The sequence below is a fragment of the Sphingopyxis sp. 2PD genome (genome assembly GCF_005503695.1).
Lineage (GTDB): Bacteria > Pseudomonadota > Alphaproteobacteria > Sphingomonadales > Sphingomonadaceae > Sphingopyxis.
Map to the genome: position 1 here is coordinate 41490 of NZ_SCMU01000019.1, position 12593 is coordinate 54082.

The window sequence follows — 12593 nt, forward strand, 5'->3', positions numbered from 1 at the left end:
AGGACGCCGCTTTACGCAAGCGTGAACCGGGATTAGCGCATCCGGAAATCGCGCGGCGTGACCAGCGACAGTGCGGTTTCGCTGATCCCCGCGATCGTTTCGAACCGCGCGACCAGATCGGGACCAAGCGCAAAGCCGCGGCCGAGGTTGATCCGGATGTCGCCGCCCGTCGTCGGATCTTCGGTCAACACGATCACGCGCCCGCGCGCATCGTCGCGTTTTTCGAGCAACCGCGCCATCTCGGCAATCGCCTCGGGCAGCGCGACGCGGCACGTCAGCTCGAGCGCCGCAGTCGCCGCAATTTCCGCTAGCGGCTGCGCACCGCGCACCGTGACGCGCGGCGTCTCTTCGCCTTCCAGTAGGTCGAGCTCGACCGACAGGATCGCGCAGCCGCCATCGACCGCCAGCGCTTCGAGGAGCTTGCACGTCTGCTCGTCGAAACAGCTCGACTGGAACTGCCCGCTGCGGTCGGACAAGGTCAGGTTCAGGAAGCGGTTGCCGCGCTGCGACACCCGCGCCTTCGCATTTTCGACCATGCCCGCCATCACCATCGGCAGGCGCGTACCCGGCGTCATTTCGACATTGGCGCAAATATCGCCATAGGTTCGCGCCCCGCGCGCCGCGACGATCGCCTCATATTGCTCGACGGGGTGCGACGAGAAGTAAAAGCCGAACGCCTCCTTCTCGCGCGTCATCCGTTCGGCCAGCGTCCATGGTTCGGCGGCGGGCAGTTGCAGCACCGGCGCAACGTCGATGTCGCCGCCGAACAGCCCGCCCTGCCCGGTCGATCGCTCGTGCGCCGAGCTGTTGGCGCAGGCGAGCAGGCTTTCGGCTCCGGCATAGGCGCGCGGGCGATTAGGCTCGATCCCGTCGAATGCCCCCGCCCCCGCCAGCGCCTCGATCTGGCGCCGGTTGAGCAGCTTGGGATCGATCCGGTTCGCGAAATCGTCGAGGCTCGCAAAATCGCCGCGCGCGCGCCGTTCGGCGACCAAGGCCTCCATCGCGCGTTCGCCGACGCCCTTCAGCGCGCCGAGCGCGTAGCGCACCGCCAGCCCGTCGTCGCTCTGCCCGACCGAAAAATCGGCTTCGCTCTCATTGATTGACGGCGGCGCCACCGCGACCCCCAGCCGCCGCATGTCATCGATGAAGATCGACAATTTATCGGTCTGGTGGCTGTCGAACGACATCGACGCCGCAAAAAACTCATGGCTGTAATGCGCCTTCAGCCACGCCGTCTGATAGGACAGCAGCGCATAAGCCGCCGCATGGCTCTTGTTGAAACCATAGCCCGCGAACTTGTCGATCAAATCGAACAGCTCGTTCGCCGCCTTGGCATCGATCTGGTTATGCTCGCCGCACCCTTTGACAAAGGTGTCGCGCTGCGCGTCCATTTCGGCCTGGACCTTCTTGCCCATCGCGCGGCGCAAGAGGTCGGCGCCGCCCAGGCTGTAACCGGCGAGGATCTGCGCCGCCTGCATCACCTGTTCCTGATAGACAAAGATGCCATAGGTTTCGGCGAGGATGCCCTCGAGCAGCGGGTGCGGATAGGCGATCGGCTCGCGCCCGTTCTTGCGCGCCCCGAACAGCGGGATATTGTCCATCGGCCCCGGGCGGTACAACGCGACGAGCGCGATGATGTCGCCGAAATTGGTCGGTTTCACCGCCGACAGCGTGCGCCGCATGCCCTCGGATTCCAGCTGGAACACCCCGACGGTCTCGCCGCGCTGGAGCAGCTCGTACACCGCGGGGTCTTCCCAGCCGAGCGTATCGAGATCGACATCGATCCCGCGCAGCGCGAGCAGCCGCCGCGCCTCTTTCAGCACCGACAGCGTTTTGAGGCCCAGAAAGTCGAACTTCACCAGCCCCGCGCTCTCGACATATTTCATGTCGAACTGGGTCACCGGCATGTCCGATCGCGGATCGCGATAGAGCGGCACCAGCTGGTCAAGTGGGCGGTCGCCGATCACCACGCCAGCGGCGTGGGTGGAGCTGTGCCGCGGCAGGCCTTCCAGCTGGCGCGCCATGTCGAACAGGCGGCGCACGCCATCGTCCTGCTTATATTCGGTCATCAGCTCGCTGACGCCGTTCAGCGCGCGTTCGAGCGTCCAGGGATCGGTCGGATGGTTGGGCACGAGCTTCGCCAGCCGGTCGACCTGCCCATAGCTCATCTGCAGCACGCGACCGGTGTCCTTGAGCACCGCGCGCGCCTTCAGCTTTCCGAAGGTGATGATCTGCGCGACGGTATCGCGGCCGTATTTTTCCTGCACATAACGAATGACTTCGCCACGCCGCGTTTCGCAGAAATCGATGTCGAAATCGGGCATCGACACGCGTTCGGGATTGAGGAAGCGTTCGAACAGCAGGCCGAGTTTCAAGGGATCAAGATCGGTGATCGTCAGCGCCCAGGCGACGACGCTGCCCGCGCCCGACCCGCGCCCCGGCCCCACCGGAATATCCTGCGCCTTCGCCCATTTGATGAAGTCGGCAACGATCAGGAAATAGCCGGGGAACCCCATCTGGGTGATGACGTCGACCTCGAAATCGAGCCGTTCGACATAGGCCTGCCGCTCTTCATCGGTCAGATCGGGATAGAGCGCCAACCGCGCCGCGAGCCCGGCATGGGCGTCGGCCTTCAGCTGCGCCGCCTCGCCCTCGCGGTCACCCGCCAGGCTGGGCAGGATCGGCGCGCGCTTCGGCGCCATGAAGGCGCAGCGCTGCGCGATCACCAGCGTGTTGCGGATCGCCTCGGGCAGGTCCGAAAACGCATCTTCCATCGCCTCGGCGGGCTTCAGCCACGCCTCGGGGCTCGACACCCGCCGGTCTTCGCTCTCGACATAGGCCGATTGCGCAATGCACAGCATCGCGTCGTGTGCGGCGTGGAACTGCGGCTCGACAAAATTCGCCGGGTTGGTAGCCGCAATGGGCAGCGCGCGCGCATAAGCGAGATCGATCAGCGCGTTTTCAGCCGCCATCTCGGTCCCATCGTTCCGCCGCGACAATTCGATATACAGCCGCCCGCCGAACAGCGCTTCGAGTTGCTCGACATAATCCTCGGCGGCACCTTGCTGCTCGCCCGCCAGCAAGCGCGCCAGCGCGCCTTCGCCCCCGCCGGTCAGGCAAATCAGGCCGTCGGTCTTGCCCGCCATGTCGGACAACAGTACATGCGGATCCTGCTCGACCGGCCGCCCGAGATGCGCCGCTGACACCAACGCGCACAGATTATTGTAACCCGCTTCATCCTGCGCATAGAGCGCCAGCCAGTCGATCAACGGCGCGCCATTCGCCAGCCGCTGCCCCGGCCGCGCGACGCTGAGGAGCGCGCCGACGATCGGCTGCACCCCCGCCGCCTTGCACGCCTCGCCAAACGCCATCGCGCCGTACAGCCCGTTGCGGTCGCAGATCGCGATCGCCGGAAAACCCCGCTCGCGCGCGGCCTTGGCGATCGCTTTCGGCTCGATCGCCCCCTCCAGCATTGTATAGCTGGAAAAGACGCGCAGGGGGACAAAGGGGCTGTAGGCCATGGCGGCGACGCTAACGCGGGGCTATTGATTCGACCACAACCCATTCACAAAATCGTCATTGCGAGCGAAGCGAAGCAATGACGACTTGGCTGGAGCTACCCCAGCAATGCCTCAATCTCTTTGCGCAACTGCTCCGGCTTGGTCGTCGGCGCATGCCGCGACACCACCTTGCCATCGCGATCGACCAGAAACTTCGTAAAATTCCATTTGATCGCGCTGCCCAGCAACCCGCTCTTTTCCTTCTTCAAATGCTTGAAGATCGGATCGGCATCGTCGCCGTTAACGTCGATCTTCGCCATCACCGGAAAACTGACGTCATAAGTCAGCGAACAGAAATTGGCGATTTCCGCCGCATCGCCCGGTTCCTGTGCCCCGAACTGGTTGCACGGAAAGGCCAGCACCTCAAACCCGCGATCCTTGTAATCGCGGTAAAGCTCCTCCAGCCCCTCATATTGCGGGGTAAAGCCGCATTTCGACGCGGTGTTGACGATCAGCAATACCTTGCCGGCATAGGCCGACAGGTCGCCGGTAGTCCCGTCGGCCAGTCGAACGGGCAAGTCCGTGAGCTTGGTCATCTCTCTACTCCTTGTATCGCGCCAGTCGATCGTCGAGGTTGGCGCGGACGCCGGGCCATTCGGACGCGATGATCGAATAAACCACCGAATCGCGGATATGGCCATCCGCCATCACCAGATGTCCGCGCAGCACGCCGTCGAGCTTGGCGCCAAGCCGCTCGATCGCGACGCGCGAGCGATGATTCAGCCAGTCGGTGCGCAATTGCACGACATGGCAGCCGAGCGTGTCGAAAGCATGGGCCAGCAGCATCCGCTTCGCTTCGGTGTTGAGGCCGGAGCGTTGAACATGCGGCGCGTAAATCGTACCGCCGATCTCCACCCGCCGATGTCCCTCGGCCATGCGCATGAAACGCGTCGTGCCCGCAATGGCGCCTTTGCTGTCGAGTACGGCGAACGCCATGGTGCGATACGCGGCAGTTTCCGCCCAGACCCGCGCGAACCAGTCATCGTCCGGCGATATCGGGACGCCGGTGGTGAATTGACCGGCGAGCGGAGCCAGCACCTCCACCAGTGCCGGCGCGTCGTCGGGCTCCAGAGGGCGAAGCGTGACATGCTGGCCGCTCAGCGTCGGCGGTTCGGTCCAGGCGCTCACGCGGAGGTCTCGATCCGCCCGTCGTGCAAGCGCAGCACGCGGTCCATCCGCGCCGCCAGCCGCTCATTGTGCGTCGCGACCAGCGCCGCCGACCCATGATCGCGGACCAGCGACACGAACTGATCAAACACCCGGTCCGCAGTTGCCTCGTCCAGATTGCCCGTCGGCTCGTCGGCGAGCACCAGCAGCGGCCGGTTCGCCAGCGCGCGCGCCACCGCGACGCGCTGTTGCTCACCGCCCGACAGCTTGCTCGGCTTATGGTGCAACCGCTCGCCCAGCCCCAGCCGCGCGAGCAGGTCGGCGGCGCGCTCCTCGGCCTCGGCTTGTTCCGCGCCGCGGATCAGCTGCGGCAGCACGACATTCTCGATCGCGTTGAAATCGGGCAGCAGATGGTGGAATTGATAGACGAAGCCGATCTTCTCGCGCCGCGTCTTCGTCCGCTCGCCCTGCTCATATTGCGTCACGTCGGCGCCATCGATACGGATCGTCCCGTCAAAGCCGCCTTCGAGCAGCCCGACCGCCTGCAACATCGTCGACTTGCCCGACCCCGAAGGCCCGAGCAGCGCGACGATCTCGCCGCGCTTCAGATGCGCATCGACCCCGCGCAGCACGTCGATCGTCACCTCGCCCTGCGTGAAGCTGCGCTTCAGCCCGACGAGTTCCAGCGCCAAATCACTCATAACGCAGCACCTGTACCGGATCGGTATTCGCCGCCTTGAACGCCGGATAGAGCGTCGCGAGGAAGCTGAAGACGACGGCCATCAGCGCGATCCCGACAATCTCGAACGGATCGGGTTTCGACGGCAATTCGGTCAGGAAGCGGATCGACGGATCCCACAAAGGCTGGCCGGTCAGAAACTCGACCCCGCGCAGCACCCCCTGCCGGAAATAGAGCAGGCTGAACCCCAGCGCCATGCCCATCAGCGTTCCCGCGACCCCGATCGACAGCCCGATCGCCATGAAGATACGCAGCACCGCGTCGCGCGGCGCGCCCATCGTGCGAAGTATCGCCATGTCGCGCGTCTTGGCGCGCACCAGCATGATTAGCGACGACACGATGTTGAACGCGGCAACGAGCACGATCAGCGACAGGATCACGAACATCGCCACCCGCTCGATCGACAGCGCCTCGAACAGGCTGCTGTTCATCTGGCGCCAGTCCGAAATCACCGCCTGCGCGGCAACCTTTTCCTTCAGCGGCGCGAGTATCTCGCCGACCTTGTCAGGGTCGGTCACCTTGACCTCGATCATCCCGACCTGATCGCCGGTCAGCAGCAACAACTGCGCGTCCTCCATCGGCATCACGACATACATTTTGTCGAAGTCATAAACCCCGATCTCGAACACCGCGGTCACCCGGTAACTGATCTCGCGCGGCACCGTTCCGAACGGCGTCGAGCGTCCCGCGGGATTGATGATCGTCAAATTCGATCCGACCGTCGCGCCGATATTGCGCGCCAGCTCGCTGCCGATCGCGACATTGCCCGCATTGGGCGTCAGCGAATTGAGATTGCCCTGCAACACCTTGCCGCCCAGCGTCTGGTTATTGCGAATATCGGGCACCGTCATCCCGCGCACCAAGATGCCCTCGACGCGGCCGTTAAACGTCGCCAGCAAAGGCTGTTCGATCAGCGGCGTCGCCGACACCACATCAGGCGTCGCCTTCGCCTGTTTCAGCACATCGCGCCAGTCGTCGAGCCGTCCGCCGAACCCCTGCACCACCGCATGGCCATTGAGCCCGACGATCTTGTCAAACAGGTCGGCGCGCACCCCGTTCATCACGCTCATCACGATCACCAGCGCCGCAACGCCAAGTGTGACGGCGACAAAGCTGAACGCCGCCGCGACAAAGATGAAACCCTCGCCGCGCTGCGGAAGCATATAGCGTTTGAAGATGGTGCGCTCGTACGGACGCAGGATCATGGGGCAATGGGCCTTTGCGGCGCATGGGGAATGACACGCATGCCGCGGCTTTACGGGCCATCCTCGCCGCTGGCAATGGGCGCCAACATGCGCATCTGTTGCGATCGAATCGCAGAATATGTTGCACATCGGCCACAGCGGGGGGCAAAAGCGGCGGCGAACGGCTTGCACAGGGTGACAAACCGCCCCCTTGCGCCTAGCCCGATGACTTCTGGATCACGCGGCCCCAAGGCCCGGTTCCAGGGAGTGCAGGCCTTTCGCCGGGTCTGCAACAAAAGGGGATGGCGAGTGTTCGTCACACGCGCCCGGGTCTTGCAAAGCGAGGCCCGGGCGTTGTGATTCCGACGCGAACCGATGCGAAGAAAGCCCTCCCCTCCCTTGTAGGAAGGGGTAGCGGGACTTGCGAACTTGTTCGCTAGTCGCAGCTAGGGGTGGGTATGCGGGATAGCGCAGACGCTCGCTGCGCTCGCACCCACCCCCAGCCCCTCCCTTACAGGGAGGGGAGCAATCATCCCTCGCTTTCGCTAATATCCTCCAGCATATCGGCATCGAGCACCCGCACCCGCCCCTGCTCCAGCGAGATCACGCCCGATTCCTCCCAGCTTTTCAGCTGGCGATTAATATGCTCGCGGCTCATGCCGGCAAAATTGCCGAGCTCGGTCTGGCTGAGCTCGACGCGCTGCGACGCCTCGACATCCTTGCGGATCAGGCGTTTGAGGTAGCGCGCCAGCCGCGGCCCGGAGGCATAGGCGCGGTCGCTTTCGATCGTCTGGTCGGCGGTGCGCAGGCGGCGCGCCAGCTGTTGCATCAGCGACCAGGTGAATTCGGGATGACTCGCCGCGAAATCCTTGAGCGCGTTGCGGCCGAGCTGGAGCGCGCTCCCCGCGCTCGTCGCGGTCACCGACGCGGTACGTTCGCCGCCATCGAGCAGCGCGATCTCGCCCAGCACCGCGCCGGGTTCGGCATAGGCCAGCACAATCTCGCGCCCGCCGCCGGTCAGCATCGACACGCGCGCCGTCCCTTGCGTCAGGATCAGCATCATGTCGCCGGGGTCGCCCTGGACCAGCAGTTCCTTGCCCTTGACGAAATTGATCTGGACCGCGCGGCTGGTGATTTCGGCCCAGTCTTCGGCCGAAAGGCCGGAAAAAATGCTGTCGGGGCTTTGCAACTCGGCGAGTTTCGCGTGATCCATAGCCCCTGACACCCCTTTTGCGTTGTTCTAGACCAGCCGGCTCTGCTTCACCGCCGCTTCGATAAAGCCCGCAAACAAGGGATGCGGATCGAACGGTTTCGATTTGAGCTCCGGATGGAACTGCACCCCGATAAACCACGGATGGTCGGGCCGCTCAACGATTTCCGGTAACATGCCGTCGGGCGACATGCCCGAAAACACCAGCCCGCCCTTTTCCAGTCGCTCGCGATACGCGCCGTTGACCTCGTACCGGTGACGGTGGCGCTCGCTGATCTCGTTCGCGCCATAGACGCTCGCGACATGGCTGTTCGGCGACAATTTGGCGTCATAGGCACCGAGCCGCATCGTGCCGCCGAGGTCGGTATCGGCGCCGCGCTTTTGCAAACCTTCGGCGCTCATCCATTCGGTGATCATGCCGACCACCGGCTCGTCGGTCTTACCGAATTCGGTGCTCGACGCGTCCGCAATCCCGCTGGTGTTGCGCGCCGCCTCGATGCACGCCATCTGCATCCCCAGGCAGATGCCGAAGAACGGCACCCCGCGCTCACGCGCAAAGCGCACGCTCGAAATCTTGCCCTCGGACCCGCGTTCGCCGAACCCGCCGGGCACCAAAATGCCGTGCAGCGGCTCCAGGTTGGCGGCCAGATCCTCGTCGCGCTCGAACATTTCGGCATCGAGCCAGCGGATATTGACCTTCACCCGGTGCGCCATGCCGCCATGGACCAGCGCTTCGTTCAGCGATTTATAGGCATCAGGCAGCGACACATATTTGCCGACGACCCCGATCGTGACCTCGCCCTCGGGGTGCTGCTTGCGGTCCATGATGTCGTACCAGCGCGACAGGTCGGGCGCAGGCGCGTCGTGGATGCCGAAGTGCCGCAGCACTTCATTGTCCAGCCCTTCGCCATGATATTGCACCGGCACCGCATAGATGCTGTCGGCGTCGAGCGCCGGGATCACCGCCTCTTTGCGGACGTTGCAGAATTGCGCGATCTTGGCGCGCTCGCCCTCGGGCAGCGGGCGTTCACAGCGGCAGAGCAGGATTTCGGGCTGGACGCCCAGCGACGCCAGCTCACGCACACTGTGTTGGGTCGGCTTGGTCTTGAGCTCGCCCGCCGCGGCGATATACGGCACCAAAGTGACATGCACCGATAGCGTCTTGTCGCGCCCCTCTTCGTTGCGCAGCTGGCGGATCGCCTCGATGAACGGCAGCGATTCGATGTCGCCCACCGTTCCGCCGATTTCGCACAGCACGAAATCGAGGTCGTCGAGCTCGGCGCGCGCAAACGCCTTGATCGCGTCGGTCACATGCGGGACGACCTGCACCGTGGCGCCCAGATAATCGCCGCGGCGTTCCTTGGTGATGATCTGCTGATAGATGCGGCCCGAGGTGATATTGTCGCTCTGCCGCGCCGCAACCCCGGTAAACCGCTCATAATGACCAAGGTCGAGGTCGGTTTCCGCCCCGTCGTCGGTCACATAGACCTCGCCATGCTGGTACGGCGACATCGTCCCCGGATCGACGTTCAGATAGGGATCGAATTTCCGGATACGAACGCGATAGCCGCGCGCTTGCAGCAAAGCGGCGAGGCTAGCCGCCATCAAACCTTTGCCAAGCGAGGAGACCACGCCGCCGGTGATAAAAATGAACCGCGCCATGGGAGGAAAGACTTACTCAACGGGAGGGGGACGGCGCAAGCCGTCGAATCGCTTGCCGCGGAATTTATTTCCGCAGCGCGGGCTGCTGTATCGACCGGGGTCGAGGATTATTTCTTGGCGGGCGCCTCAGCCGGAGCCGGAGCGGCTTCCTGCGTCGCAGCCGCCGCTGCCGCGGCCAGCGGATCGTCGCTCGCCGGAGCTGGCGCGGCCGTGGCCGGGGCCGCCTGCACGGGCTGCGCCGGACCGGTCAGCGACGAGGTCGGCGCTGCGCCGCTCGTCTGCGCCGATTTCGACAGCGAGGTGTCGATCGTCGAGCCGGTACGCCCGACCGATGCCATCGCGGCCAGCACGATCGACAGACCGACAAACAGGCAGGCCAGGATCGTCGTCGCGCGGGTCATGAAATCCGCCGCGCCGCGCGCCGACAGCATCCCGCCGGGACTGCCGCCGACACCCAGGCCGCCACCTTCGGACTTCTGCATCAGAATGACGCCGATCATCGCCGCGGCAACAAGCGCCTGCAGGACGAGAATGAAGGTGAAAAGGCTGGACATCATATTTTCCTGAACTTGCACGCCCTCAAACGGACGCGCCCGCGGCGCACATAGAGACGAAGCGGCTGGGCTTCAAGCCAAAGCATGCTTTGCCAACGCTCCCTCTCCCGTTGCCAACGTACTCCCTCTCCCGTTCGTATCGAGCGAAGTCGAGACACGCTTTGGGCGCGCTACGTTGCGGCGTGTCTCGACTTCGCTCGATACGAACGGAAACTGGCGGTCGGGCAATGACCCGCGATCGCCGCAAACCTCACCCGTCGCCCCCGCGAAGGCGGGGGCCGCTGGAGATGTAACGCAAGGCCGATAGCGGCCCCCGCCTTCGCGGGGGCGAGGGCTATCGGGGGCGAGGGCTATAGTGCGGCCGCAGCCGCCACAATCGGCACAAATTTCGCCGCCGTCAGGCTCGCACCGCCAACCAGCGCGCCGTCGACATCGCCCGCGTCCAGCAGCTCAGCAGCATTGTCGCCATTCACCGACCCCCCGTACAGCAATCGCATATCTTCCGCCTTGCCGCCAAAGCGCGCCGCCAGCGCGCCGCGGATCGCTCCGTGCATCGCTGCGACATCGGCGACGGTCGGCACCAGCCCGGTGCCGATCGCCCAGATCGGCTCGTAAGCGATCGCCAACCGCGCGGGATCGAAATCATCGGGCACCGATCCGGCGATCTGCGCCAGCACATAATCGATCGCCCCGCCCGATTCGCGCACCTCGCGCGGTTCGCCGACGCACAGGATCACCGACAGCCCAGCCGCCAGCGCGGCCTCGGCCTTGGCGCGCACATCGGCGTCGCTTTCGCCGCATCCTTCGCGCCGTTCACTATGCCCGACGATCACCAGCGCCGCCCCGGCGTCGGCCAGCATCGGTGCCGCGACGGATCCGGTAAAGGCACCCGATGCGGCGCTATGGCAGTCCTGCCCGCCCACCGCCGCCCCCGGCACCGCGGCAGCCATCGCGCCGACCAGCGTGAACGGCGGACACAGCGCGACATCGACTCCGGCATGATCGCCCGCCGCAGCGAAAATCGCCTGCGCTTCGGCCAGCGCCGCCGTCGTGCCGTTCATTTTCCAGTTGCCGACCACATATTTGCGCCGTGCCATTGCCGCGTCTCTCCCGCTGTTCAAACGAAGTCGATGCCCTAGCGGCGGGTGGGGGCGATAGGCAAGCGGTGTCGCGGCGCCGCGAAAAGCCCCTTTCGCGCCTTGATGCGGTGCCGCCACCTCTCTAAAGCATCGCCCAGCCGCGCATCCCCGCGCCCCGCCGAAAGAATAGCTGCCCCATGATTACCGCCATCCGCCGTATGTTTTCCTCGACGCTCGGCAAGATCCTCGCGCTGGGCTTCGTCGCCTTTATCGGGGTAGCCTTTGCGCTGAGCGACGTCACCGGAAACTCGACCTTTGGCGGGATCGGCGGTGCCAATGTCGCCAAGGTGGGCAGCGAACAAATTGGCGTCGGCGAGCTGCGCGATCGCGTCCGCCTCGCCTATAATCAGGCGCGTCAGGACCAGCCCGGGATGACGATGGCGGCGTTCGTCGAATCGGGCGGGCTAGACCAGGTGCTCAATCAGATGGTCGAGGGCATGGCGTTCGACCAGTTCGCGACCGAGATGGGCTTTGGCGTCAGCAAGCGACTGATCGACGGGCGCATCGCCGACATCCCCGCCTTTGCCGGTGTGTCGGGCAGCTTTGACCAGACCGCGTTCGAAACCTTTCTGCGCCAGAATGGCATGACCGAGGCGCAGCTGCGCCGCGACCTGCGCCAGCAATTGCTGATCGAACAGATTGCCGCCCCGATTGCCGGCATGCCGCGCCTCGCGCCCGGCATGGCGCAGCCCTATGCCGCGCTGCTCCTCGAACAGCGCCGCGGTCAGGCGACCTTCATTCCGGCCAGCGCCTTTGCTCCGACCGCCGACCCCGGCGACGCCGCGCTCAAGACGCATCTCACGCAGAACGCCGCGAAATTCACCGTGCCCGAACGCCGCGTCATCCAATATGCGGTGTTCGACGCCGCCGCTGTGCCGGTTCCGGCGGTCACCGACGCCGAAATCGCCAAAGTCTATAAGGACAATGCCGCGCAATATGCCGCCAGCGAAACGCGCCGCTTTGCGCAGGTCATTGCGCCCGACCAGGCAACCGCCAACGCGCTGGCGGCCAAGGTGCGCGGCGGCACATCGCTCGCCGCTGCGGCGCAGGCCGCTGGGCTTTCGGCCTCGACCACCGGCGACCTCACCCAATCCTCCTACGCGGCGACCAGCACCGCCGCTGCGGCAAAGACGGCGTTCGCCGCCAAGCAAGGCGACCTGATCGGCCCGGTCCAGACCGGGCTTGGCTGGACTGTCGCGCGCGTCGAGAACGTCACCGCGCGTCCGGCGCGCAGCCTTGCCGACGCCAGCGCCGACATCCGCACCGAACTGGCCAAGAACAAGGCGAACGAGGCGATCGTCGATTATTACAACGCGATCCAGGACGCGGTGAACAGCGGCGCGTCGATCGAAGAAATCGCCGCCGACCGCAAGCTGACCCTCGCCACCACCCCCGCGCTGCTCCCCAGCGGCCGCGTCCCCGGCCAGCCCGGCTACAC

10 protein-coding genes are annotated in these 12593 nt (G+C 65.1%); 1 reads left to right on the forward strand and 9 read right to left on the reverse strand.

Features of this window, described 5'->3' with window-relative positions; all coding sequences use genetic code 11:
* Positions 1 to 32: 32 nt before the first annotated feature.
* The 9 genes from dnaE to tpiA all read right to left on the reverse strand — a co-directional run bounded on the left by dnaE (position 33) and on the right by tpiA (position 11113).
* Positions 33 to 3521, reverse strand: a complete 3489-nt coding sequence (gene dnaE, locus FFS18_RS12700) for a DNA polymerase III subunit alpha (protein WP_137871104.1) — start codon at positions 3519 to 3521, stop codon at positions 33 to 35.
* A 95-nt stretch (positions 3522 to 3616) separates the two neighbouring features.
* Complete coding sequence (locus FFS18_RS12705) at positions 3617 to 4096, reverse strand: glutathione peroxidase (RefSeq protein WP_137871105.1); 480 nt, start codon at positions 4094 to 4096, stop codon at positions 3617 to 3619.
* Positions 4097 to 4100: 4 nt separating this feature from the next.
* Positions 4101 to 4688, reverse strand: coding sequence for a GNAT family N-acetyltransferase (locus tag FFS18_RS12710; RefSeq protein ID WP_137871106.1), 588 nt, complete (start codon positions 4686 to 4688; stop codon positions 4101 to 4103).
* Positions 4685 to 5368: an ABC transporter ATP-binding protein gene (locus FFS18_RS12715; RefSeq protein WP_137871107.1), complete on the reverse strand. Its 684-nt coding sequence runs from the start codon at positions 5366 to 5368 to the stop codon at positions 4685 to 4687. Before FFS18_RS12715 ends, FFS18_RS12710 begins: the two co-directional genes overlap by 4 nt.
* Positions 5361 to 6611 (reverse strand): lipoprotein-releasing ABC transporter permease subunit, encoded by a 1251-nt coding sequence (locus FFS18_RS12720; protein WP_120216538.1) that lies wholly within the window; start codon positions 6609 to 6611, stop codon positions 5361 to 5363. The genes FFS18_RS12715 and FFS18_RS12720 overlap by 8 nt, the downstream gene beginning before the upstream one ends.
* Positions 6612 to 7119: 508 nt before the next feature.
* A complete protein-coding gene (locus FFS18_RS12725) occupies positions 7120 to 7803 on the reverse strand; it encodes a Crp/Fnr family transcriptional regulator (protein ID WP_120216539.1) in 684 nt (227 codons plus the stop codon).
* Positions 7804 to 7830: 27 nt separating this feature from the next.
* The gene (gene pyrG, locus FFS18_RS12730; protein WP_120216540.1) at positions 7831 to 9462 is read right to left on the reverse strand and encodes a CTP synthase; all 1632 of its coding nucleotides are present in this window, start codon (positions 9460 to 9462) and stop codon (positions 7831 to 7833) included.
* Between the two features lie 107 nt (positions 9463 to 9569).
* Positions 9570 to 10019 carry a preprotein translocase subunit SecG gene (secG, locus tag FFS18_RS12735; protein ID WP_120216541.1) on the reverse strand — a complete coding sequence of 150 codons (450 nt, stop codon included), beginning with the start codon at positions 10017 to 10019 and terminating at the stop codon, positions 9570 to 9572.
* 347 nt (positions 10020 to 10366) lie between these two features.
* Positions 10367 to 11113, reverse strand: coding sequence for a triose-phosphate isomerase (tpiA, locus tag FFS18_RS12745; protein ID WP_137871108.1), 747 nt, complete (start codon positions 11111 to 11113; stop codon positions 10367 to 10369).
* Positions 11114 to 11292: 179 nt separating this feature from the next.
* Here tpiA and FFS18_RS12750 point away from each other — a divergent pair.
* The coding region (locus FFS18_RS12750) for a peptidylprolyl isomerase (RefSeq protein ID WP_171005311.1) at positions 11293 to 12593 on the forward strand (1301 nt) is incomplete at its 3' end.